This is a genomic window from Shewanella sp. DC2-4, assembly GCF_013248875.1.
Taxonomy (GTDB): Bacteria; Pseudomonadota; Gammaproteobacteria; order Enterobacterales; family Shewanellaceae; genus Shewanella; species Shewanella oncorhynchi.
The window spans coordinates 2,927,415-2,951,653 of the sequence record NZ_JABRVR010000002.1 but is presented as its reverse complement, the minus strand read 5'-3'; the positions used below and the strand labels follow the sequence as shown (position 1 = coordinate 2,951,653).

Annotated in this window: 19 protein-coding genes; 13 read left to right on the top strand and 6 right to left on the bottom strand. The window is 45.1% G+C overall.

The window, feature by feature from the left end; genetic code table 11:
• Positions 1–31: 31 nt before the first annotated feature.
• Positions 32–523, bottom strand: a complete 492-nt coding sequence (locus tag HQQ92_RS13605) for an outer membrane protein assembly factor BamE (protein ID WP_028760727.1) — start codon at positions 521–523, stop codon at positions 32–34.
• A 429-nt stretch (positions 524–952) separates the two neighbouring features.
• Between HQQ92_RS13605 and HQQ92_RS13600 the strand changes: the two genes are divergently transcribed.
• The 4 genes from HQQ92_RS13600 to HQQ92_RS13585 all read left to right on the top strand — a co-directional run bounded on the left by HQQ92_RS13600 (position 953) and on the right by HQQ92_RS13585 (position 5,913).
• Complete coding sequence (locus tag HQQ92_RS13600) at positions 953–1,744, top strand: SAM-dependent methyltransferase (protein ID WP_173246046.1); 792 nt, start codon at positions 953–955, stop codon at positions 1,742–1,744.
• Between the two features lie 58 nt (positions 1,745–1,802).
• Positions 1,803–2,015, top strand: a complete 213-nt coding sequence (locus HQQ92_RS13595; RefSeq protein WP_173246043.1) for a hypothetical protein — start codon at positions 1,803–1,805, stop codon at positions 2,013–2,015.
• A 63-nt stretch (positions 2,016–2,078) separates the two neighbouring features.
• Positions 2,079–3,812, top strand: coding sequence for a GGDEF domain-containing protein (locus HQQ92_RS13590; protein WP_173248670.1), 1,734 nt, complete (start codon positions 2,079–2,081; stop codon positions 3,810–3,812).
• A gap of 331 nt (positions 3,813–4,143) precedes the next feature.
• A complete protein-coding gene (locus tag HQQ92_RS13585) occupies positions 4,144–5,913 on the top strand; it encodes a monovalent cation:proton antiporter-2 (CPA2) family protein (RefSeq protein ID WP_173246041.1) in 1,770 nt (589 codons plus the stop codon).
• 92 nt (positions 5,914–6,005) lie between these two features.
• On the opposite strand, the gene HQQ92_RS13580 is transcribed toward HQQ92_RS13585, so the two are convergent.
• Positions 6,006–8,450 carry a TonB-dependent siderophore receptor gene (locus HQQ92_RS13580; protein ID WP_173246039.1) on the bottom strand — a complete coding sequence of 815 codons (2,445 nt, stop codon included), beginning with the start codon at positions 8,448–8,450 and terminating at the stop codon, positions 6,006–6,008.
• An 860-nt stretch (positions 8,451–9,310) separates the two neighbouring features.
• Here HQQ92_RS13580 and aceB point away from each other — a divergent pair.
• From aceB to HQQ92_RS13565, 3 genes are all read left to right on the top strand, one after another.
• Entirely contained in the window at positions 9,311–10,960 is a 1,650-nt protein-coding gene (aceB, locus tag HQQ92_RS13575; protein WP_173246037.1) for a malate synthase A, read from the top strand.
• A 140-nt stretch (positions 10,961–11,100) separates the two neighbouring features.
• Positions 11,101–12,426 (top strand): isocitrate lyase, encoded by a 1,326-nt coding sequence (gene aceA, locus HQQ92_RS13570; protein WP_028760720.1) that lies wholly within the window; start codon positions 11,101–11,103, stop codon positions 12,424–12,426.
• Between the two features lie 536 nt (positions 12,427–12,962).
• Entirely contained in the window at positions 12,963–13,331 is a 369-nt protein-coding gene (locus HQQ92_RS13565) for an acyl-CoA thioesterase (protein ID WP_006080843.1), read from the top strand.
• A gap of 80 nt (positions 13,332–13,411) precedes the next feature.
• Here the strand turns inward: HQQ92_RS13565 and HQQ92_RS13560 are convergent, their stop codons facing one another.
• The 3 genes from HQQ92_RS13560 to yiaY form a co-directional block, all read right to left on the bottom strand.
• Entirely contained in the window at positions 13,412–13,618 is a 207-nt protein-coding gene (locus HQQ92_RS13560) for a hypothetical protein (protein WP_028760719.1), read from the bottom strand.
• Positions 13,619–13,906: 288 nt separating this feature from the next.
• Entirely contained in the window at positions 13,907–14,272 is a 366-nt protein-coding gene (locus HQQ92_RS13555; protein ID WP_028760718.1) for a hypothetical protein, read from the bottom strand.
• An 850-nt stretch (positions 14,273–15,122) separates the two neighbouring features.
• Positions 15,123–16,271, bottom strand: a complete 1,149-nt coding sequence (yiaY, locus tag HQQ92_RS13550) for an L-threonine dehydrogenase (protein WP_028760717.1) — start codon at positions 16,269–16,271, stop codon at positions 15,123–15,125.
• Positions 16,272–16,870: 599 nt separating this feature from the next.
• On the opposite strand from yiaY, the gene betI reads away from it, so the two are divergent.
• From betI to HQQ92_RS13520, 6 genes are all read left to right on the top strand, one after another.
• A complete protein-coding gene (betI, locus tag HQQ92_RS13545) occupies positions 16,871–17,476 on the top strand; it encodes a transcriptional regulator BetI (protein ID WP_173246034.1) in 606 nt (201 codons plus the stop codon).
• On the top strand, positions 17,467–18,930 hold the full coding sequence (gene betB, locus HQQ92_RS13540) for a betaine-aldehyde dehydrogenase (RefSeq protein ID WP_173246031.1): 1,464 nt from the start codon (positions 17,467–17,469) through the stop codon (positions 18,928–18,930). The genes betI and betB overlap by 10 nt, the downstream gene beginning before the upstream one ends.
• A 9-nt stretch (positions 18,931–18,939) precedes the next feature.
• The gene (gene betA, locus HQQ92_RS13535; RefSeq protein WP_028760715.1) at positions 18,940–20,625 is read left to right on the top strand and encodes a choline dehydrogenase; all 1,686 of its coding nucleotides are present in this window, start codon (positions 18,940–18,942) and stop codon (positions 20,623–20,625) included.
• A gap of 351 nt (positions 20,626–20,976) precedes the next feature.
• Positions 20,977–22,194, top strand: coding sequence for a BCCT family transporter (locus HQQ92_RS13530; RefSeq protein WP_173246028.1), 1,218 nt, complete (start codon positions 20,977–20,979; stop codon positions 22,192–22,194).
• A 14-nt stretch (positions 22,195–22,208) separates the two neighbouring features.
• On the top strand, positions 22,209–22,913 hold the full coding sequence (locus HQQ92_RS13525; RefSeq protein WP_173246025.1) for a TorF family putative porin: 705 nt from the start codon (positions 22,209–22,211) through the stop codon (positions 22,911–22,913).
• 102 nt (positions 22,914–23,015) lie between these two features.
• Positions 23,016–23,492: a MarR family winged helix-turn-helix transcriptional regulator gene (locus HQQ92_RS13520; protein ID WP_006080852.1), complete on the top strand. Its 477-nt coding sequence runs from the start codon at positions 23,016–23,018 to the stop codon at positions 23,490–23,492.
• Positions 23,493–23,579: 87 nt separating this feature from the next.
• On the opposite strand, the gene HQQ92_RS13515 is transcribed toward HQQ92_RS13520, so the two are convergent.
• Positions 23,580–24,209, bottom strand: coding sequence for a peptidylprolyl isomerase (locus tag HQQ92_RS13515; RefSeq protein WP_173246022.1), 630 nt, complete (start codon positions 24,207–24,209; stop codon positions 23,580–23,582).
• Between the last annotated feature and the right edge of the window lie 30 nt (positions 24,210–24,239).

Here is a 24,239-nt window from a genome sequence, read left to right as displayed (position 1 = left end):
ACTGAGAAGAGCATAAGCAAAGTTTAGGATATTACTTAATTGGTTTTTGAACTTGTGCTTCAGCTTGATTTTCTTTAACTAATGGCTTTTCATCGGCGCGCTGTGCTGGAATTTGTGGCACTAGCTCAGTTTTATTACCTGTTGGTAAGCTGCTTTGCTCTAGCGGCGTACTAAATTCTTTGCTCAGTTCATAATCGCCTTTCACTGAGGTAAGTTTATCGCCCGTAAAGTGCAGTATGAGTTCTTTATGCGTAATGCTGGCATCACGCCCACTCTTGTAGTGATACACGTAGTACCAAGTATCGTCAGCAAAACTATCTCGTAATACCGGACGGCCGAGAATGTATTCGGCTTGTTCTTTGGTCATGTCAATGCGCAACTTTTCAACTTGTTGCGGTTCCATGTAGTTGCCCTGTGGAATGTCAGGCTTATAAATCAACCAATCGAATACGCTACAGGCACTGAGTGAAACAGAGAGCGCCACAGCGCCCAGTAGGGTAAGACTTTGCTTTTTATTGATCATTGTATGCGCTACTTCTGAAAATCTGGCGGCCATAATACCCAAGCATTCCCCCTCATGACAAGGGCAATCGGGCTTTGCAACCGTCATAGATCGAATTGTGTGACTTTTCGACCCAGTATGTTGGCTTTAGTTCTCAATCTTTAAGGATATTTATTCGCTAAAGTCATATGGGGCTAAGAGTATGATTTTCGGCTTCTAGAGCCGTACAGGTTTACTGTTGGCTGGATTGGGAAAGAGTAAATGTGAGCGATTTCTTCTTTAAAGCCAAGCAATTAGTTAGTAAGTCGATAGACAGTATGTGTGGCGATAAACATAGTAATCTCATTAAAATCAGATTAAAGTTACCGATATGTTTTTATTGTGTTCTTGTACTGTGGCTTTTTTGCCGTAAGTTTGCAGTGTTCGAAATAAAATAGTGGGATAGATGCATTGGGCTCTTTAGTTTGCGTAGGTACAGGTTTACAACTGGCCGGACAGATCAGTGTGATGAGTCGTAGTTATATTGAGCACGCTGATGTCGTGTTTTCACTCTTGCCCGATGGTTTTTCGCAGCGTTGGATCCAGAACATTAATCCCAATGTCATTAATTTACAGCCGTTTTATGCACAAAATGGTGAAGTTAAAAATCGCCGAGAAACCTATGAACAAATGGTTAATTCTATATTGGAGGCGGTGAGGGCTGGCAAAAAAACCGTTTGTGCACTCTATGGTCATCCTGGAGTCTTTGCCTGTGTTTCCCATATGGCGATTACGCGGGCGAGGGCAGAAGGGTTTTCAGCGAAGATGGAGCCGGGGATTTCTGCCGAGGCGTGTTTATGGGCTGATCTGGGTATTGACCCCGGTAGCTCTGGGCATCAAAGCTTTGAAGCTAGCCAGTTTATGTTTTTTAATCATGTGCCCGATCCGACAACCCATTTATTGTTATGGCAAATTGCGATTGCTGGTGAACACACCTTAACTCAGTTCCATACTACGAGTGACAGGCTGCAGATTTTGGTTGAACAACTGAATCAATGGTATCCGCGAGATCATCAAGTGGTGATCTACGAAGCTGCTAATCTGCCAGTTCAAGCCCCTAGAATTGAGTATTTGCCGTTGAGTAAGCTACCCGAGGCAAACTTGTCTCCGAACAGTACTTTACTGATCCCGCCAGCAAAAAAACTCGAATACAACTATGCTATTTTAACTAAATTAAGCATTAGACTTGAAGATTTAGGCTAATTGTGAGTGCTGTACTTCTGAGCTGAATTCGGGAGTCATCATATAAATAAGGAAAGGTATGTCTGCATTATCGGATTTTTTTACCCAGTTAGGCCAAGATGCACAACTGATGGAAGCGTATCAACAGGACCCTGAGTCCGTTATGCGTGCCCATGGGTTAACTGATGAAGAAATTAGCGCTGTAATGACAGGGGATATGACAAAACTAAAAGTTTTGAGTGGCGACCAAAATTATCAAACATTTATTTTAGTCAATCATGGTAATAATTAACTAATCTTGAAACGGTTACGTTGTGCCCTATTAGCCATCTTCGCCTTGTGTTCGACAGCTTTGATGGCTAACTCTCTCGATTTTGATCAGGCACTCAATGAGCTTGATGTATTACTGCAATCTGATCTTAGTGCTGCGCAGAAAAAGCTTGCCGAATATGAGAAAGAATTCAGTCGTTTAACTACAATACAACAAGGACGACTGAGGATAGATAGAGCGATAGGTTATTTTTTCATCGGTGAATATACTAAAGCGTTAGATGATCTTCACCAAGCCGAAACCTTAGTGACAAATACTGATTTATTGGCGTCAGTTTATAGTTACAAAGCCACGGTATATATAGGTATGCGTGACTATGACAAAGCCTTGGCTGCAGTCGCTCAAGCATTAGCCCTAGTGGTGAATATTGATGATGTCACGATTAAACGGCACTCATATCTAAGAATTGCCAATATTTATTCCGAAATGGACGCTTATAGCGATATGGGCCTTTATGCCAATAAGGTGCTACAACTCGCAAAGGAAACCGATGTCCGCGATATTTGTCATGCCAAATTGTTGCGCGCTATTTATTTACTCGGCGTGAAAAATCCCGACGCCTTCGATGCCTTCGAAGATAGCCGTCAATACTGTGATGCGAAGCAATTCCCCCTTCTGGCGACTATGTCGATGAAAGGCAAAGCTATGGTTTTGCAGGAGCGGGGCGACTTTTTAGGCGCGAGAGCGATTCTGCTATTAGCTTTAAAAGGGTATGAAGCTTTTCAATTTCAGTTAGAAATTAGCCATGTACATGCACTACTTGCCGAGAATTACTTTGCCATGGATGAGCAGGTTCAAGCGAAAAGTCACGCCGTTAAAGTGCTTTCATTCCCCGATGATAATAGCTACATCGAACATAAGCATATTGCATATAAGGTATTTGCCGAACTGATGGCGGCGGATAAACAATTTGAGCAAGCCTATGAATACACAAGAAAAGAACAATATTATAATCAATTGATTTTTGATCAATCTAGAATGAAAACCCTCGCTTATCAGGCGGCTAAGTTTAATGCTGATGAACAGTCGCGTGAAATCAATTTACTCAATAAAGAGCGTGAACTTTACATCTCTCAGCAAATGGTAAAAGAGCGGGAATACACCAATATGCTGATGTTTATCACTATTCTAGTGGGTGGGCTGTTCTTCCTTGGAATTTTGTTAGCCGTAGGTCAGATGCAGAAACGTAAGTTTATGCGTATGGCGAGAATGGATGCCTTAACAGGCATATTGAATCGTGGTGCAGGGCAAGAGTTGGGAGAAAACCTTTTTGTGCAAGCCATGGCTCGTAGCGGGGATTTCTGTGTCATTTTATTCGATTTAGATTTCTTCAAACGTATCAACGATTCTTTTGGTCATGGAACTGGCGATTGGGCGCTTAAAAAGGTGGTTGACTCCCTTAAATCCCATATCCGAAATGGTGATGTTTTTGCTCGTATCGGCGGTGAGGAGTTTGCAATTTTATTACCCTATGCCGATGAAGATAAAGGCATGGAAGTGGCGGAGCAATGTCGAGCTCGTATCGAGGCCATTGATACCCAACATTCAGGGCATAAGTTCGTCATAACGGCGAGTTTTGGTGTGAGCGGTTTAATGGCTGATGATCTGAGTTTAGATCCATTATTCCACCGAGCCGACATGGCGCTCTATGCCGCTAAGGCCAATGGTCGCAACACCGTAGTACGCTATTCTGACATATTAAAATGTGACAAGCAGGCAACTGATTTACGGCGTCATATCGCATCGCCCTCTGTGTAATGCAAGTCGAGTGAGCATTTAGTCTCATCCAGAGTTGGCAAGCCCTTACTGGTTTTATCCTTCCTTAGTTTATTGCTCGTTTTTTATTTTGCAGCCACTCACTAAAATGCAATAACAGTCTAAGGTGTCTCTAAGCGCTCTTTTACTCTGCTTTGTTACTCCAGTTGATTTCCTCCACGCTTAAGTATTTTTCGTATCAAAAATTTCTCATTTTTAATGAATTGCCTTGACCTTGTTAATAAATAAATGGGATATCATAGCTGATAATTGCCTAGCTATTGCTGGGTCCTTACATAGAACAATGCGCATTCCTTTTTCCGTTGGAGCCTTCATGGAACAGTCGAGTTTACTCACGTCGGTGCTGCTATTTTTATTGGCGGCGGTTATTTTTGTTCCCTTGGGTAAACGTTTTGGCGCGGGCCCTATTCTTTCCTATTTGGCCGCAGGGATTATTTTAGGCCCAGGTGGTATGGCGTTGGTTTCTGATCCTGCAGCCGTGTTGCATTTTGCCGAGTTAGGTGTGGTACTTATGCTGTTTGTACTTGGACTCGAATTGAATCCAAGTAAATTATGGGAACTTCGCAGTGCTATCTTTGGTTTAGGCAGTGGTCAGCTGTTGTTGTCATGGGCTGCGATTGGAGGTTTGGCTTGGGGCTTTGGCTTGTCTATTGAGGCGGCTTTAGTGGTTGGCGCCGCGCTATCTTTATCATCGACAGCCTTTGCCGTGCAGTTAATGAGTGAGCATAGGTTGCTTACAACCCCACTTGGACGTGATGCTTTTGGGGTCTTGTTAATGCAAGATCTTGCGGTTATACCTATGTTGCTGCTGACAGCATATTTGGCGCCCAATTCTGCTCAGATTGAACATCATGCGGTGCCTTGGTACTGGACGTGTCTTGCGCTCGTTGGTTTTGTGTTAGTGGGGAAATATTTACTGCCTAAATTCCTTAAACTAGTGGCAAGCAGTGGGGTGCGTGAAGTGCTCACCGCTTTTGCATTATTGCTGGTCATGGGTAGCGCTGAGTTAATGGAGTGGTTGGGACTTTCTGCGGGCATGGGGGCATTTTTGGCGGGTATTATGCTCGCTAACTCAAGTTATCGGCACCAGCTCGAAACTGACATAGAACCTTTTAAAGGCTTATTGCTTGGGCTGTTTTTCATGGCTGTCGGTATGAGTATGGATTTGAAATTATTGATATCTGATCCGTTACTTATTCTGGGTATTTTAATGGCTATGTTGCTGATTAAAACCTTTGTGCTTATGGTGTTGGGTCGTATTCGGCACCACAAATGGCGGCCTAGTATTGCACTAGGTTTGATCCTTGCTGAGGGGGGCGAATTTGCCTTTGTGCTGTTATCTCAGGCGCAGCTATCTGGTATTGTCGGCGATAAAATTGCGCAAGTCCTTGTGCTTGCTATTGGTTTGTCTATGGCAGTAACACCTCTATTGTTTACTTTGTTCCGAGCAACTAAAGCCAAAGTGGTGGATACTCGTCTGCCAGATACGATTAATGTCACCGAATCCGAAGTGGTGATTGCTGGATTTGGTCGAGTAGGCCAGATCACGGGGCGTATTTTGGCCTCATCAGGTATCCCTTTTGTCGCCTTGGATAAGGATGCGAGTCATGTGGATGTGATTCGTAAATACGGTGGTGAAGTGTATTTTGGTGATGCCAGACGCTTAGACATGTTGATGTCTGCGGGGATTGCTCGGTCTAGATTACTATTGCTTGCCGTGGACAGTGTTGAGGATTCCATTGAAATTGCTCTGCAAGTGAAAACGCATTTTCCCCATATCAACATTGTCGCGCGGGCGAGGGACCGTAACCATGCTTATCGTTTGATGAGCCTTGGGGTGACGGATGTGTTTCGTGAGACCTTTGGTTCGGCGCTATCGGCCAGTGAGAAGATTCTCCAAGGTCTAGGTTTATCGCAGGTACAAGCCAACGAGCGGGTAAAAATTTTTGCTGAACATGATAAGAAACTGGTGATTGCGAGTGCGGCTCATCAAAATGATTTAGCGACGTTAATCAATCTATCGAATAAGGGTAAGGCAGAGTTGGAATCCCTCATGCGTGGCGATAGGGAGAATGTGAGCTAATGTTGTCACTCTGATTTGGATATAAAAAGAGAGCATAAATGCTCTCTTTTTTATTGGTTTACAACATCAAATTTAACGCTGATGTTTAGGTATTAAAAGCTATAGCTGTATTGCAGTTTGACGTTGCGTTCTTCACCCGGCATACCACCGAGGAACATGGCTTTACTGTAATAGTCTTTATTGAAAAGGTTATTGATGTTTAACTGGATTTTCCAAGAATCCGCGTTGTAGCTCACCGCCGAGTCAACGACTGTATAACTAGGCACGTAACCGTCTGGAATACCAAATGAGCTTGAGTGCGTACTGCGATCATCGACAAATTTTGCACCAAGGCTCAGCTCGATTGGGCTTGATAATCTAAACCAATCCGCGCCATAGGTAACCCAAGCACTGGCAGTGACATAAGGCACACCTTTTTGACGGCTGTCGTAATTTGCGACGTCATTCGGGTTTTGCTTATCCCTTGCATCTTGGTACATGCCATTAAGGTTAACGCGCCATTGATCATTCAGGTGGGCATTGAGATCGAGTTCGACCCCCTGAGTATCTTCGCTGCCATCGTAAAAATACACGGGAATATTAGGGGTTAATATGCCATTGGTATAATCAGGGTTGTTATAGGCGACATTAGTACGCGAGCTTTTAAAGAATACCAGTGAGCCAAGCAATTGATCCTCAAATGCTTTAAAGCGCATACCTAGATCATTGCTAATTGATTCTGAATCATCTCGGTCGGTAGCATTATCTTTTACTGCATCAAGTACACTGTAAGCGGTTCGCCCTTTAGAATGGTTGATGAAAAATGATAAATCCTCAATCGGCATGTAGGTTAACCCTAGGTTATAGGTCATACCGTTATCTGTGGTATCAGCTTCTGGTGTCGCTTGGGATTGGCTAGTGCTATAGCGTGGATCAACACCAAAGTGCTCATAGGCTTGTTTAATTTCATTAAAGGCAACACCAATACGTGTGGTAAAGCCGTATGGCAGATAACTGACATGTTGTAAGCCTACGCCCCAAGCGCTGACTTTTTTGTCATAGTTAGCGGTTTTGAGTGGGTCATAGTCCTCGAATTTACCTGTGCCCCAATTAGGATTGCGGATGTCGTATATATAAGGCAGAGATCCTTGGTAAATGATTTTGCCATCTTTGTTTTTAAAGATTTGATCCGCATCGTAGATAGAATATTGCTGGAAGCGAATATTACGGTCTTCATAGTTGGCATTGACCAATAATTCATTGTCTATATTGCCAATTTGGAAGTCATAACGTAAATCGGCAAAGTACTGCCACGAAGTCTCGTCGGCATCCACTTTACGGTATTCCTGACGTCTTGCAGCAAAAGGATAAAGTTCGCCGTTTTCAACTAAAGGCGCGCGGGGATCAGCGTTGATCGGGTTTTTGCCTTGTTTCCAGTAGACGTAGTTATAAGCACCTGTTTGGCGGGCGAAGCCTGAAGTGTAGTCGCGATACTGTAATTGCTGATTAAGAAACAGACTATCGTTGAAGTAAATATTATGGGTTAGTTTAAATCTTAACTCTTCGCCTTCATTGTCCTTCGCCATGGGTGAAATCAGCCCTGCATCACCAAACGAATAGGGCCTTAAGCCATCAGCGCCCGACAACGAGGCCGCTAACTGCTGACGCTGTGCATCGGTCAGTTGTAGACCCTTACCACTTGGATCGTTGATTAAATCCTGCCAAGTGACCTCTCCCGCGCTCTTACCGCCGACTGAATCGGCATTGTAAATTCGAATCGGGTGGCCAATAGAGTCAACGGCAATAGCATCTTTGATGTAAGCACCTGAAAGCATTAAATCTTGGCTATCACTTAATACCCATTTCAAGGCGCCATAGATTTCGTCTCTGTCTGTACCTATATCGCGATAGCCATCACTGCGGCCGGATTTGGCCACTAAACGGTAGGCGACATCATCATTCAGGGCGCCCGTGCTATCCAGAGCAAGGGAGTAGGTATCCCATTGCCCAACTTCGGCGGTAAATTTGTTTTTTGACTCGAATTGCGGTTTTTTCTCAATTAAATTGATGACGCCGCCAGCACTCCCCATGCCGTAGAGTCCAGTCGCTGGGCCTTTTAATACTTCTACGGATTCAACGTTGGTTAAAGAGCGCGTGGGGTTGAAAGTATTACCAAGGCCAGCACCGCCATACATACCGTCATAGGTGTAATTTGCGCCTAAACCACGGATGACTATGTTGTCACCGATGCCATAGTTATTACCCGCTTGAGTCACACCACTGATGTTACGGATCAAGTCTTGCAGATTATCAGTACCTTGGGTTTCGATCAGTTCTTGGTCAACAATTACAACTGCAGCGGGTGTTTCCATGAGAGACATGTCGGATTTAGTCGCTAGCCCTGAATTTTTCACCACTGAGTTTTGTCTGCCATAAACCGTGATGCGCTCAACGTTGGCTTCAGTATTTGCTGATACCGAGTTAGCTTCGGCGGATGCAGTTTGCGATAAAACGGAAAGGCAGGCGAGTGCAGTTAGTGACAAACGAAATGATTTCATTAATGGTTCCCCCAAATAAATAGGTCGCGAATAGTAATGATTTGCATTTAAGTTGGCAACATATGTTTCAGATGTCGTGGTTGAAATGTGCAGTGCTGCGAATAAGTGTTACGAAAAGGCATGTATTTGAGGAAGTAAGGTATGGGTTCTCGCAGGAGAAAAGCTTCATAAAAAGTCGCGTCTAAGCTCCATCCCGCTGTAATGTCAAATTTGTTTCATTTTTTTTATAAAAAAGTGATTTATTTTTTGAGTTAACCATCACATCCCACCTTGTTGATCGGGAAACGCAACCTGGTACTTAGTTTTAATCGCACATGACACTTGTTTCGTTTACGTAAACGTAAAAATGAAACGGTCGTTTTAATTTGTGGCAATAGCAACAGTCTTTATCATTATGATTTATATGAATTTATCTGACTTACCTCTAGGTTAGTTCAAAACATTGAGCATTTTCTACTTAGGTCTAATAGAGTAAAAATGATGTAATAATTAATTTACTATTAGTTATTTAATTACGTAATTAATTACTTTGCGTATTAATTGGTAAAGTTGTCTGACAAGTTTCATTTAACTGCAATTGCTATATGTGATTAAAATGTTTAATTGCATATTTATCAGTTATTTGTTGTTTGTTTTTTTGTTTGGTCAGACCAATTTTAGCATGGTTTTTACTTAGGTTAATGCATGTTTTTGTCAATCTTGGACTGTTGCAAATACAAACGTTTGTCGGTAAGTTTTAGTTCGAAACAAACATTTGATGGTTTTTTGGTGAGTTTATAAGCAGCGGTGATTGGGGATGCTACTGCTTTATATGTCAGCGCTAAGCCTGTGATAGTGGAGCCTCTTGGGAGGGCATCAAGATGACGGAACACACTTTGAGTGAACAGCAATTGAATTCGACACTGGGTAAAGCTACAGCAAACGCCACGCTTAATATTGTGGGTCGTGACATTCCAGGCCAAGAAGTCATATTTACCGAAGGGGCTGTCGCCTTACTCGAATCCCTTTGTCGTGAATTTGCCGACGAAGTACCCGCCTTACTCGCTAAACGTAAAGATAAGCAAGCGCGTATCGATAAAGGATCATTACCAGACTTTCTGCCTGAAACCCGCGCTATTCGTGATGGTGCATGGCAGATTCGTGGTATTCCCGATGACTTGCTTGACCGCCGCGTAGAAATCACAGGTCCCGTTGAACGTAAGATGGTGATTAACGCACTCAACGCCAATGCCAAAGTGTTTATGGCCGACTTTGAAGATTCCTTAGCACCGAGCTGGGAAAAAGTCGTCGAAGGTCAAATCAATCTACGTGATGCCGTGCGTGGTGAGATTGAGTACACAGCACCGGACACGGGTAAGCACTATAAATTAGGACCAAATCCTGCAGTGCTTATCTGCCGCGTTCGTGGTCTGCACCTTAAAGAAAAACACGTGCAGTTTAATGGCAAAGCGATTCCTGGCTCACTGTTTGATTTCGCACTGTATTTCTACCACAACTATCGCCAACTTTTGGCCAAAGGCAGTGGTCCATATTTTTATATTCCTAAGTTAGAAAGTCATATTGAAGCGCGCTGGTGGGCAAAAGTGTTTGCTTTTGTTGAGGACAGATTCTGTCTGCAAGCGGGCACGATTAAATGTACTTGCTTGATTGAGACTTTGCCTGCCGTGTTCGAAATGGACGAAATTCTCTATGAACTACGTTCCAATATCGTCGCACTGAACTGTGGTCGTTGGGATTACATCTTCAGCTATATCAAAACATTAAAACGTCATAGCGACCGAGTCTTACCGGATCGCCAAGCCGTCACTATGGATACGCCTTTCTTAAGCGCTTATTCAAGACTCTTGATTAAGACTTGCCACAAACGCGGAGCTTTAGCGATGGGCGGCATGGCAGCCTTTATTCCTGCTAAAGATCCTGCTCAGAACGAAGCCGTATTGCAGCGAGTTCGTCGAGATAAAGAGCTTGAGGCGCGTAACGGCCACGATGGCACTTGGGTAGCGCACCCTGGCCTTGCCGACACCGCTATGGGGATTTTCAACGAATACATAGGCCAAGATCACTGTAATCAATTACATATTACCCGTGATGTAGACGCGCCAATTCTGGCTAGTGAGTTACTTAAAACCTGCGATGGTGAGCGCACTGAACAAGGGATGCGTCTGAACATTCGTATCGCCCTGCAGTATTTAGAGGCGTGGATCAGCGGTAACGGTTGTGTGCCCATTTACGGCTTAATGGAAGATGCGGCGACGGCTGAGATCTCTAGGGCCTCAATTTGGCAATGGATCCAACACGGTAAGTCGCTGTCCAACGGCAAACTCGTTACCAAACAACTCTTTAAAGACATGTTGGTTGAAGAGCTGTCGAACGTGAAAAAAGAAGTGGGTAGCGACAGATTCACCCATGGCAAATTCACCCAAGCAGCGGTGTTGCTTGAAGACATTACCACCTCCGACGAGCTGGTCGATTTCTTAACCTTACCCGGTTACGAAATGCTGACAGCTTAGAATGAACTCATTTGCTTGAACCGTTTTAGGTAAACCAGATTTAGCTGTGGCGGGGCTACCGTCAACCAAACAATTTAGCAGAGTGAAACTGGGGGGCAGTTTCATGATAGCTACAACATCAAAGATAAAGGAGCGACACTATGACTAAGGCAACGACTCAGACTTCACGTCAAGAACAGATTGATGCAATCAAGCGAGATTGGGCTGAAAACCCACGTTGGAAACACGTGCGTCGTCCTTATACCGCAGAAGAAGTGGTTGCACTTCGCGGTTCAATCGTGCCAGAGAATACTATCGCTAAGCGCGGTGCAGCTAAGTTATGGGAATTGGTTAACGGTGGCGCTAAAAAAGGCTATGTGAATTCACTGGGTGCGTTAACGGGTGGTCAAGCGGTACAACAGGCGAAAGCGGGTATTGAAGCGATTTACCTTTCAGGTTGGCAAGTGGCAGCCGATGCTAACTTAGCCGGCACTATGTACCCAGATCAATCTTTATACCCAGCCAACTCAGTGCCAGCTGTGGTGTCACGCATCAATAACTCATTCCGTCGCGCCGACCAAATTCAGTGGGGCAATGGCGTTAATCCAGAAGATGAAAAGTTTGTTGATTACTTTCTGCCAATTATTGCTGACGCAGAAGCGGGCTTTGGCGGCGTATTAAATGCCTTCGAACTGATGAAGTCGATGATCGACGCGGGCGCTGCCGGTGTTCATTTTGAAGATCAGTTAGCTTCAGTGAAGAAATGTGGTCACATGGGCGGCAAAGTATTAGTGCCAACCCAAGAAGCGGTACAAAAGCTGGTTGCTGCACGTTTAGCGGCGGATGTGAGCGGTGTCGATACACTAGTTATCGCCCGTACCGATGCTAACGCGGCCGATTTGTTAACTTCAGATTGCGACCCATACGATCGTGATTTCGTGACTGGCGAGCGCACCAATGAAGGTTTCTACCGTGTGAAAGCGGGTCTTGACCAAGCGATCTCTCGTGGTCTGGCTTATGCCCCTTATGCAGATTTGATTTGGTGTGAAACCGCTAAACCGGATCTTGAAGAAGCGCGTGTTTTTGCTGAAGCGATTCATGCTCAGTACCCAGATCAGCTGCTTGCTTACAACTGTTCGCCTTCGTTCAACTGGAAGAAAAATCTGGACGACGCCACTATCGCGCGCTTCCAACAAGCATTGTCAGACATGGGCTACAAGTACCAGTTCATCACTTTAGCCGGCATCCACAACATGTGGTACAACATGTTCGACCTCGCTTACGACTATGCGCGCGGCGAAGGTATGAAGCATTATGTCGAGAAAGTTCAAGAAGTTGAGTTTGCTGCAGCGAAGAAAGGTTACACCTTTGTGGCGCATCAACAGGAAGTGGGCACAGGTTATTTCGACCAAGTGACTACGGTTATTCAAGGTGGCCATTCTTCAGTGACTGCACTGACAGGTTCCACCGAAGAAGAGCAGTTTTAAGCAGTAAGCAGCGCTTAGGATGATCCATTGTGATTGTGGATCACTCCTCAGCACGCCTTACATTGATATATGTGGTGAGGCGTGGTTAAAAACTCGAAATAGAGGGCAAGGGCGGACTGTGATGAGTTACCGACCTTGCAGCCTAAATCTCGAGTCGAGTATGAAAGAGTGTTACCCGTAAGCCTGTGTTTAGCTGCTCTGCAGCTGTTGTCCCCCGTGCAGTTCGCCTACATGTGCTGTGCGGGTTTTTAAGTCAAATTTTGTGGCTTAACTTCCTACCCAGTAAGTTTTTGCTTGCCTTAGCTTGGCGACTCTATGAGTCGCTATTTTTTTGCTTATTGGTTCACTATTACGCTGATTAATATGGTGCAACTCTGATACGACTTGGTGCAATAATCGGATTATTTTACAGCAGCTTATTGCTATCTCATTGTTATTTAATGGCGATCAATAGTGGCCTGAAAAATGCTCTGAATAATGTGGAAAGTTATAGCGTATTAAAGCTGATTATTGGCATTCACATTGAGGTCATCGCCATGAAATATTACAGTCGCCGTTTAGTTAAACCTGAACATTTAAATCCAGCAAATACACTGTTTGGCGGTCAGTTGCTCAGTTGGATAGACGAGGAGGCCGCCATCTTTGCTGCCTGTCAGATGAAGAGCACGAGCCATGTGACTAAGCTGATTTCTGAAATCAACTTTATGACGCCAGCGCATCAAGGGGATGTGATTGAGTTTGGTCTGGAGCTCGTGAGTCTCGGCCACAGTTCTATTACCGTAAGCTGCCAAGTACGTAATAAGATGACGCAGGCGCCAGTGGTGAGTATAGATAAGATGGTGTTTGTGCATGTGAATGCCCAAGGATTGCCTGTGCCCCATGGTATTCGGGCGAATGCGGCTTAAGGGGCGTGGCGCTTAAAATGCGTGATGCTTAAATGTATAAGATGCTTAAAATGAGCAGTGACGCCTAGGCGTCACTGTCATTAGTCTTTGGTTAAATCCTCTTTTACCGATTTGACCGCATCCCGTGAAGCATGACCTATGGCTTTTGTCGTGTCTCGAGTCGCGTGGCCTATCTCAGTGGTGACTTCTTTAGTCGTTGTGCCGATGGCACGGCCTGCGTCCTTTAAATCCGCACAGGCGGATGTAGCGAGTAATAAAGGAATAATAATGAGCGTCGCTTTATTCATTGTGATGCCAATCCTCAATTTAAGTTCGTAACTCAATTTACTGGGCCTTGCCATTTTTACTGTGCTAAATGACATTCGGGACAATATAACAGATCTTGAGCTGAATCACGCTATGGTGACATTATCTGCTGAGCCGCTGTTGCAATGCTTCTGGGCGAGTATCAACCGAGTGAGTGAAACTAAGAGCATTAAATGACGTCGCGGGTTGAGTTATCGAACTCGACAAATAAAAACGCCAGTGGCGTTTTGCGCACTGGCGTCTAAGGTCGCTAAATAATACTGCAAAGATTATTCGAGTTTGGCTAAGCGTTGTTGATAGTCTTCAATCAGGTGCTGCATAATTTCTTCTGGCGCCGCATCGTCACAGCAATCGTCTAAAAAGATTTTAAAGGTGACTAAGGCATGACCGTCATTTTTGAGTCTGTCACTCTGCATTGAGAAGTAAGCATCTTCATTTTCGGCTTTACGAACCACAAACTTATTCGTTTCGAAGGTTTTTTCCCCAGAAAGCTCGTGCCATTTAGTGATGCGATTTAACGCGATCTCACAGGACTGGTTCATTTCAATATGATTTAACCAAGTAACGGGATGTTCAGGATCTTTGTAATGTGGACATCTAACTGTGTAGTTATATACATGGGTGATTGCAGTCATAGCGTACCTACCTGTTCGAGGATATTGTTGCCATCATAGGCATCGTTTTTGAATTCGGTCAATCATTAATTAAGTCTATATAGCCTTGATGTTTTTTGACGGAGAAGGATAGTTACTGCATGAAAATTAACCATTTACTTAATCTGTCATGTCTCTATTTAGCATGAGTTTTATGCCAATAACTTTGTGCTAGATCTCAGTTTTGGGTGAAGTTTCGCTTTTGCTGAATTACTGATTAATAAAGCAACAACTTGGTCGTCAGTAAGTCTTATTGATAAAAAGAGCGAACAGCGGAGTAAATAGGTTAATTAAACTTTGATGGGAGCTATATGAGTAAGTGGCAGCATAAGTTGTCGCAGAGGAAACGCAGAAGGTAGAATGGACAGAGGCCCATTCGTTAGAACGGGCCTCTCAGCTGGCTTCATCTTTTGCAGGGAAAAAGCGAACTGGGGCCATCTTATCGGATCTGTAACAGTCTGTAACCCACAGAGATCACGTTTTTTATATCATTTTGCTATGAATATTTGAGGTTCAGATCCTTTCTTCTTGAATATGCAGATTTGTGAGTGTTTTGTCAGTGCAAAGGTGCATAGACACTGAGTTTTATGTTGGTTTTTGTTACTCAATTTTTAAGATAGTAACTTACCTCACCATCTTGTTGATACAGGTGTAAAAAAGGCCCCAATAGTGCAGCAATAATCTGTGCACTATTGGAGCCTAAAACGAATTCATTGGAGGATGAAGTCGTGTTTACGCACTAGCAGGACAATAAGTCGTTATCCAGCAAGTTAGCGCACGATTGTTGTGTGCTAACTTGCGATTGGTAAGGTATGGCGATTACAGCGCACAATTACAGCGCATTAGTGAAGATCTGACAGATCTCCGCATGGGTCGCTTGTTTTGGATTGGTGAATCCACAGGCATCTTTTAACGCGTTATCCGCAAGTGTTGGAATATCTTCCGCTTTCACGCCTAACAAGGTCAGGTTTTCTGGGATCTTAACCGCAACAGACAGTTTTTTGATTGCCGCTATCGCCGCACTAGCACCTTGCTCATCTGTCATCGCAGACACATCGACACCCATAGCCTTGGCAATGTCTTTTAAGCGAGCAGGGACGACCTGGGCGTTGTATTCCTGCACATGTGGCAGCAGCAGAGCGTTACACACGCCGTGGGGCAGATCGTAGAAACCGCCTAATTGGTGCGCCATCGCATGCACATAACCTAAGCTGGCATTGTTAAACGCCATACCTGCTAAGAACTGGGCGTAGGCCATTTGTTCACGGGCGTTGATGTCTTGACCGTTTTCAACTGCGTTGACTAAGTTAGCTTGAATCAATTCCATAGCCTTGATCGCACAGGCGTCGGTGATCGGGTTCGCTGCAATAGACACATAGGCTTCAACCGCGTGAGTCAGTGCATCCATACCTGTTGCGGCAGTTAGGCTCGCAGGCTTTTTCAGCATTAACTCAGGGTCGTTGACCGACAGCAAAGGCGTGGTGTGTTTATCGACAATCGCCATTTTAATGTGGCGGGCTTCGTCGGTAATGATACAGAAGCGCGTCATTTCACTGGCAGTACCTGCCGTCGTATTAATGGCCACTAACGGCAACTGTGGTTTCGCGGATTGATCTAACCCTTCATAATCTTTGATGCTGCCACCGTTGGTTGCAACAAGGGCGATACCCTTGGCACAATCATGGGGTGAGCCGCCGCCGAGTGAAATTACAAAGTCACACTTGTTGGCTTTTAACAGGGCTAAACCCGCTTCGACGTTCGTCACGGTTGGGTTAGGTTGTACACCATCATAGATGGTGGAGGTAATACCATTTTGACCGAGTTTTTCGGCCACTTCACCCACTAAGCCAATCTTGACTAAGGGTTTATCTGTCACTATGAGTGCGTGTTTAAAGCCTAAGGTTTTGATGTCACCGATAGCATCATCCACTGCGCCTTGGCCTAATACGTTGACAGAAGGAATAAAAAATTTAGCAGCCATAAAATCCACCTATTTGCTTGTAAAGATTAAGTTGTGTTCTTTTCTGGTGATCAAGCTACCAATTTGGAGGTAGTGAAAGTGTGAGCTTGATCGAGTTCGGCGCTTATCTGAGGGTAATTTCCCACTAAAGTTGGAACTGGGTAACTAAATTTCGGACTTTTATGACGGGTATTAGTGTTGGCGTACGATATGGTTTTTTAGCGTTGTTAGCGCCCCTGGTGATGCATCATTTCTGTGCATTTTTCGTTTACTTTTTATCCCACTTTTTATCCAGCATTTGACGGCTCAATTGTTAAATCTAACAGAGGTTAAACCTCATGAATACTCTCATTTGTAGCATTAACTCCAATTAATTAGTTTGATATCTAATATTGATTTATGCGTACTGCTGTGGTTGTGGTAGGGCCGTAAGTCAAAGGAATCTATAGTTTTATCTTGTTTTTACAGGTTAATTCTTTTTTACATAACTAACTTGTGAGCTTTGTCACTGTGGTATTTTAGGTTGATAGTTACATCACTAATCATTATCATGATTGTTAATTGAACGTTCAATTAACGTCGTTCAGAGTATTGAGAGAGTGGTTATTCCTTGAGTATTTATGCCTAAAGCCGCAATGAAATTGATACGCAGACAGCAGCTTATCGATGCGACATTAGCATCGGTTGCCTTGCATGGATTGCAGCACACGACCATCAACAGCATTAGTCAGTTGGCGGGGATGTCGTCGGGGATCATCAGTCATTATTTCAGTGGTAAGCAGGGCTTGATCCAAGCGACGCTGCGCCACTTGCTCGAGCAGTTAAAGCAAGCGTTGCTCAATCGAATCCAAGGACAAGTGTTGGCGCCAACAGAGCGCTTAATGATGATAGTTGAAGCGAATTTTACCGAGTTACAGCGCTCACGAAATGTCACTCACACTTGGCTGAGTTTTTGGGCACAGGCCGTCCACGATCCCCAGTTAGCCCGTTTGCAGAATATCAATAGTCGCCGCTTATACAGCAACTTACATTTTTCCTTTCGGCACGTGTTGCCCAAAGAGTTTGCCCTGATGGCTGCTAAGCAAACGGCGGCGATGATCGATGGATTTTGGTTACGCAGCGCCTTAAGTGAAACCCCTGAGCAGGATTTTGTTCAGGCCGAAAAATTATGCAAAACCTTTATCCACAATGTGATAAAGCAGCATGGAGTCAATACATGTCAGTAGAAGTACAGTACAACTTTATTGCGGGTCAGTTGCTCGCTAACGACAGCGGCGAAACCTTCGACGTCGTCAATCCTGCCACTGGGCAATTGGCGTACCGAGTGCAAGTGGCCGATGAAAAAATTCAGCAAGCGGCCATCGAAAGCGCCAAAAAAGGCTTTGCTATTTGGTCTGCCATGAGTGCCACTGAACGCAGCCGTATTCTGTTAAACGCGGTCGCATTATTGCGGGCTCGTAATGATGAACTCGCGGCAATCGAAGTGTTCGATACAGGTAAACCTTGGCAAGAAGCCTCAGTGGTTGATGTGGTCACAGGCGCAGATGCTATCGAGTTTTTCGCCCATATTGCCCCTGGGCTTGAAGGCGCGCAGCAGCAAGTCGGTGGGGATTTTTATTACACCCGCCGTGAGCCCTTAGGCATTTGTGCTGGCATTGGCGCGTGGAATTATCCATTGCAAATCGCCTGTTGGAAGGCGGCTCCTGCCTTAGCTAGCGGCAATGTGATGATTTTTAAACCTTCGGAAGAAACGCCGCTTGGCGCACTGAAATTAGCGCAACTCTTAAGTGAGGCGGGTTTACCTGATGGCGTATTTAACGTCGTAATGGGCGATGGCAAGGTTGGTGCTTGGTTAACGGGGCATCCGGATATTGCCAAAGTGTCCTTCACGGGCGAAGTCGGTACTGGCAAGAAAGTCATGGCCGCGGCGGCAAGTTCATTAAAAGACGTCACTATGGAACTCGGTGGTAAATCACCGCTTATCGTATTTGACGATGCCGATATCGATAATGCCGTTTCAGGTGCCATGCTCGGTAACTTCTATACCCAAGGTGAAGTCTGTACTAATGGGACGCGGGTGTTTGTCCATGAGTCAGTTTATCCACGCTTTATCGAAAAACTGCTTATGCGTACTCAAACTAATATTGTGGTGGGCGATCCTATGGCGCCAGAGACTAACTTTGGCGCCTTGATCTCCAAAGATCACCAGCAAAAAGTGCTCGATTATATTCAGCAAGGTATCGATGACGGCGCAACTCTGCTCACCGGTGGCACAGCATTAACGCCGGAAAATGCTCCCAATGGTTACTTTGTTGCCCCAACCATTTTCACCCATTGCACCGACGAGATGCGTATCTGTAAAGAGGAAATCTTTGGCCCTGTAATGTCCGTGCTCACCTTTAAAGAGGAAGCGGAAGTGATTGCTCGGGCAAACAATACCGCTATGGGCTTGGCCGCTGGGGTGTTTACCCAAGATATCAGCCGTGCCCATAGGGTCATTCATCAGTTACAGGCGGGTATTTGCTGGATCAATGCCTATGGCGCCTCGCCAGCCGAAATGCCCGTGGGAGGTTATAAGTTGTCGGGCATTGGCCGTGAAAACGGTAGCGAGACACTCAAGCATTACACCCAAGTTAAAGCCGTTTATGTGGGTCTACAGCCCTTAGAAAGCCCATTTTAAGGAGGCATTTTGACTCAGTCATTAGAGCAAAAATATTATAACTACATCATAGTTGGCGCAGGCTCAGCGGGTTGTGTGCTCGCCAATCGCTTGTCAAAGGATCCTAAAAACGAAGTGCTGTTATTAGAAACCGGAGGCAGTGATAAGAGTATCTTTATTCAAATGCCGACGGCGTTATCAATTCCGATGAACAGCCCTAAATATGCTTGGCAGTTTGAGACGCAGCCTGAGCCGTATTTAGATAATCGCAAGATGCATTGTCCTCGGGGCAAGGTGCTTGGCGGTTCATCGTCGATCAATGGCATGGTATACGTTCGTGGTCATGCTAGGGACTTTGATGAGTGGCAGGCGCAAGGGGCGACCAATTGGGATTATAGCCACTGCTTACCGTACTTTAAGAAGGCGGAAACCTGGGCCTTTGGTGGTGATGAGTATCGCGGTGAGTCTGGGCCGTTAGGCGTGAATAACGGCAATCAAATGCAAAACCCCTTGTACCAAGCCTTTGTGGATGCGGGCATTGCGGCGGGGTATTTATCGACCGTCGATTATAATGCCGCGCAGCAAGAAGGTTTTGGCCCTATGCATATGACGGTCAAAAAAGGCGTACGCTGGTCAACCGCCAATGCCTATTTACGCCCAGCGATGGCCAGACGTAACCTTACGGTTGTGACCCACGCTTTAGTGCATAAAGTGTTATTGGAAGGACAAACAGCCGTTGGCGTTCGCATTGAACACAAAGGTAAAGTTGAAGATATTCGTTGCAACAAAGATGTGATTTTAGCTGCGGGCTCAATAGGTTCGCCGCATTTGCTGCAATTATCTGGCATTGGCGATCCCCAAGTATTGGCCGATGCAGGGGTCGAGTTACAACATGAGTTGCCCGGTGTCGGTCAGAATTTACAGGATCATTTAGAGTTTTATTTCCAATTCAAATGCCTTAAACCTATTTCACTCAATGGCAAGTTAGATCCTTTTAGCAAGTTCTTAATCGGTGCTCGGTGGATTTTAGATAGATCCGGTTTAGGGGCCACAAATCACTTTGAATCCTGTGGTTTTATTCGCTCAAAAGCGGGTCTGGAATGGCCGGATTTACAGTACCATTTTTTACCTGCGGCCATGCGTTACGATGGCAAAGAAGCCTTTGCGGGCCATGGGTTTCAGGTGCATGTGGGCCATAACAAGCCTAAAAGCCGCGGTGCCGTGACTTTAGTGTCGGCAGATCCTAAAGTGCCGCCCAGAATTCAGTTCAATTACCTACAGCATCCCGATGATATTGAAGGCTTTCGGGCCTGCGTGCGCTTAACTCGTGAGATCATCAATCAAGCGCCATTCGATGAGTATCGCGGTGAGGAAATTCAACCCGGCATACAAGTGCAAACCGATGCGCAAATCGATGCCTTTGTGCGTCAATCGGTTGAGAGTGCTTACCATCCTTCTTGTTCGTGCAAGATGGGCATGGATGCGATGGCGGTGGTGGATCCCGAAACCCGCGTGCATGGATTGCAGAATTTACGGGTGGTGGATTCTTCTATTTTCCCGACTATCCCGAACGGCAATTTGAACGCGCCGACCATAATGTTGGCTGAGCGCGCCGCGGATCTGATCTTAGACGCTGAGATGTTAGCGCCAGCAGATTCCGCCGTTGTGGTTGCCGACGCTTGGCAAACCACACAAAGAAGTACTGCGACAAGTTAACGCCATAAGTTAACAACACGCCTGCTCAGTCCGTCTTATCGACGGACTGGCGGCTTCTCTCTTCAGAGTGACTCATTAATTGATTACTCAAAAGGGTCATGATTCATTTTATCTAAAGGGTCGGTCAGCCCGCAGTGAGTGTGCAAATGACCGCTTTCACGACTGATCATCTATCAGGGTTTAACTATCGCGGAGTGTTTTTAAGTAGCGATATTTAAGGCTTGAGGGCAGAACGTTGCCTTTAAAAATGGTTCAGTTTTTATTATTAAATAAAAACATGGAGTTACATTTTATGGGTTTATATCTAGATGCCGACTTATACCCAGTATCGACTGGGACTGAGTGCTCATTATGACTTGGTTATTATCCGCAGGGATACTGTTCACTTTTGCCGCGATTGCGTTTGTGATTTACCGTTGGGGCAATATTCGTTGTATCGGCGTGACGCCTGTGCGTACTTTTACCTTTATCGCGATTCTGTTTACCTCAGGACTTGATGTTGGCTTGATCATGTTTCCGCTCACCGAGTTTGCGGGTTACGCCAATGTGGCGTCGAGTCCTGAATATGGCTTTAGTAATCCGCTGGCGATTGAGTTTGGCTTCTGGGCCTTCTTGATTTGGAGCTTCTACTTTTTAACCTGTTTCTATTTTTGTGTCATCGAGCCTAGGGTGAAGTTTTTCGATATTCCTTGGGTTAAGTTCATCAATAATTTGGTGATTATTGGCACCTGCGCCTTTACCGCCTATTTACTATTGAGCAATTTACCTTGGTATTTACCCGAATTAGGCGATGGCGAAACCATAGTCGGTAGCTTCTATTTAATCGTATTTATGGTGATCGCCGCGGCAGTGTATTCCAGCACTAGCATACGTTATGTGCGTATTTTAAGTCTGGCGAGCACTTGGTTATTTTTAGGCTTGATTGCCATGATGTGGGCCAGTGCATTTTTATCGGCTGACTCGAGTGTGGGCGAGTTCTTTACGACTTTTGCCATGTTGGGTGACTACTTCGGCAATATTCAACATTTTGTGTTACCCATCAACGACTACCATGAGTTTTATCTGTTCTGGTGGTTTGCATGGAGCATTATGATAGGCCAATTTACCTCGCGCTTTGTCGGTGGCATGAAAACCTATCAAGTGCTGTTGGCCATGATGGTGTTTCCGTCTATCCCCATCGCGATTTGGTTCACTGTACTTTATTACTACAGCGCCAATGGCTTAGATACCTCGGGCTTCTATAATCTGGCGATGGTGATCGTGGGAATTACCTTTGTAATCAATTCACTCGACTCACTGGTGCGCCTGTATACCGATAATCTTAATTTGACCATTGAGCGGTTAGGCAAGCTTAAATATGTCAGTTTTAACTTAGTCTTGCTCTGCAGTCTGACATTACTGTTTCAATTAGACTTTATTCAAATTCAATGGGTTGGTGCAATCGCACTGGGCCTGATCTTTAGCTGTTTTGGTTACATCATGATGACGCAATTGCAAACTGTTCGTGCCATTGAGCGCTCGCCAAAAGAGAACAAAATCGACTTTACTAAAATTGAGCTAGCCAACTAATGGAAAAATTAATAATGAAATCAAAATGTTTTTATCTTGTCGCCGGCGGATTGTTATTGATGTCGACTGCGGCGAATGCCGGATTATCGGCCACTGTGACGGCGACGTCGGATTACACTTTTAACGGTGTTAGCCAAACTGACAGCGGCCCAGCACTGCAAGGCAGTCTAGATTACGGTTTTGATTCGGGATGGTATGTGGGTGGGTTTACGTCGAACGTCGACTTTGGGGGGAACGACAGCACTTGGTTGGAACTCGATGCCTATGCGGGTAAGTTTTATCAGCTCAATGAGCAACTGAGTTTCGATGTCGGACTGGCTTATTACACTTACCACGGCGAGTCGTTTTCCGATGAGTACAACTATCCTGAGCTATATAGCAAGTTAGGATATGATAGTTCACTGGGTCACTCTGAAGCTAAGTTAACCTACACATGGGATTACTTTGGTTTGGGTGGTGAGCATTACACTATGTTGCTTGGCCATACTGTCAGTGTCGCTGAAGGACATGATATTCGCTTTAGTGTCGATCGCTCGACATCACTCGATGAAGATAAATGGTCATGGGATGGTGGCAAATCCTTTAATCATTTCCGTATCGCCTATCTGACCAGCTGGAGTGGCTTTGATTTCAGTCTTGCCGCCGAAGATACCAGCATGAACTTAGATACCAGTGACGAGCGTTTAGTGTTGTCGGTATCGCGTCAATTCATGTTGTAATCTAAGGGACTTTTACCATAAAAGTGCCTCCCGTGGGTGAGTTCAGTCGCGCTTTCTGGTAAGGTGCACTCGTTGCTTAGAATGGGGAGAATGAAAAGAACGATGGAAAAGTACGAACAACTGCTTATTTCGCTGCGCCGAGTGATACGCGCTATCGACATTCATTCTCGCCAGCTGAACAAACACTCAGGTTTAACTGGGCCGCAATTGATGGTGATGCAGAAAATCGCCCAATTGGATGCGCCATTGGCTAAAACCGTGGCGGAAGAAATTACGCTGAGCCCTGCAACTGTGACGACCATTATCGATCGACTCGAGGGCCGTGGTTTAGTGATCCGTCTGCGCAGTGAGACTGACAAACGTAAGGTGCATTTATACCTTAGCGATGCGGGCCGAGCGCTGTTACAGGACTCACCTAAACCGCTACAGGATCATTTTATTAAGCGTTATCAGAATCTTGAAGAATGGGAGCAGAGTCAATTGCTCTCAGCCGTTGAGCGTATTGCGACTATGATGGACGCCGATAAAATTGATGCGGCGCCTATGCTCTTGGTGGGGAAGATCCAAGGGGATGAGTAAGTTTCGTTTTTTCAACGACTAAAGTTATAAGATAAAAAAGCACTGAATTCTCAGTGCTTTTTTGCTTTTAGCCGATTAAGCGTTAGATCAGACAGCAGGGCAGCTTGTTTCTGTTACTGAATTGATGAGGATCTCTTGTACTGGTGTGTCTTGGAAGCCTTCGATATTTTTTGTTGGGACTATGCTGATTTGATCTGCCACCTCTATGCCGTCAACCACTTTGCCAAACACGGCATAACCATAACTACTCGCTGACGCGTCTAGATGTGGATTATCTAATACATTGATAAAGAACTGAGAGGCAGCGGTATCAGGTGCATTTGCTCTTGCCATCGCAATAGTGCCACGTTTGTTGCTAATACCGACTGCGGCTTCATTCTTGATTGAGGCACTGGTCGGTTTGCTTTTGAGACCAGTGGTAAAACCGCCGCCTTGGATCATAAAGTTATTGATGGTTCTATGGAATAAGGTGCCGTTATAGAAAGACTTATCAACATACTGCTTAAAGTTTTTACCTGTGATTGGCATGTTAGTTAAGTCAATGGCAAGTGTGATATCGCCTTTCGTCGTTTTCATTAAATAACACACATCCGCAGCTAAGGTTGGCGGAGTGGGATCGGGCGTCGGTGGCGTCGGCGTTAAATCACCATCTGTACTTCCTTCACAGCCCGTCAAGGCTATGCAGCCGACAAATAGTAATCCTGATAACTTCTTCATTTCATATCCTTATTCTCAATCATCATTGGG

Bases quoted from the DNA above. Each gene is read 5' to 3' on its own strand.
- HQQ92_RS13605 (WP_028760727.1), bottom strand. From the start codon at position 523: ATGATCAATAAAAAGCAAAGTCTTACCCTACTGGGCGCTGTGGCGCTC.
- HQQ92_RS13595 (WP_173246043.1), top strand. From the start codon at position 1,803: ATGTCTGCATTATCGGATTTTTTTACCCAGTTAGGCCAAGATGCACAA.
- HQQ92_RS13590 (WP_173248670.1), top strand. From the start codon at position 2,079: ATGGCTAACTCTCTCGATTTTGATCAGGCACTCAATGAGCTTGATGTA.
- HQQ92_RS13585 (WP_173246041.1), top strand. From the start codon at position 4,144: ATGGAACAGTCGAGTTTACTCACGTCGGTGCTGCTATTTTTATTGGCG.
- HQQ92_RS13580 (WP_173246039.1), bottom strand. From the start codon at position 8,450: ATGAAATCATTTCGTTTGTCACTAACTGCACTCGCCTGCCTTTCCGTT.
- aceB (WP_173246037.1), top strand. From the start codon at position 9,311: ATGACGGAACACACTTTGAGTGAACAGCAATTGAATTCGACACTGGGT.
- aceA (WP_028760720.1), top strand. From the start codon at position 11,101: ATGACTAAGGCAACGACTCAGACTTCACGTCAAGAACAGATTGATGCA.
- HQQ92_RS13565 (WP_006080843.1), top strand. From the start codon at position 12,963: ATGAAATATTACAGTCGCCGTTTAGTTAAACCTGAACATTTAAATCCA.
- HQQ92_RS13560 (WP_028760719.1), bottom strand. From the start codon at position 13,618: ATGAATAAAGCGACGCTCATTATTATTCCTTTATTACTCGCTACATCC.
- HQQ92_RS13555 (WP_028760718.1), bottom strand. From the start codon at position 14,272: ATGACTGCAATCACCCATGTATATAACTACACAGTTAGATGTCCACAT.
- yiaY (WP_028760717.1), bottom strand. From the start codon at position 16,271: ATGGCTGCTAAATTTTTTATTCCTTCTGTCAACGTATTAGGCCAAGGC.
- betI (WP_173246034.1), top strand. From the start codon at position 16,871: ATGCCTAAAGCCGCAATGAAATTGATACGCAGACAGCAGCTTATCGAT.
- betB (WP_173246031.1), top strand. From the start codon at position 17,467: ATGTCAGTAGAAGTACAGTACAACTTTATTGCGGGTCAGTTGCTCGCT.
- HQQ92_RS13530 (WP_173246028.1), top strand. From the start codon at position 20,977: ATGACTTGGTTATTATCCGCAGGGATACTGTTCACTTTTGCCGCGATT.
- HQQ92_RS13525 (WP_173246025.1), top strand. From the start codon at position 22,209: ATGAAATCAAAATGTTTTTATCTTGTCGCCGGCGGATTGTTATTGATG.
- HQQ92_RS13520 (WP_006080852.1), top strand. From the start codon at position 23,016: ATGGAAAAGTACGAACAACTGCTTATTTCGCTGCGCCGAGTGATACGC.
- HQQ92_RS13515 (WP_173246022.1), bottom strand. From the start codon at position 24,209: ATGAAGAAGTTATCAGGATTACTATTTGTCGGCTGCATAGCCTTGACG.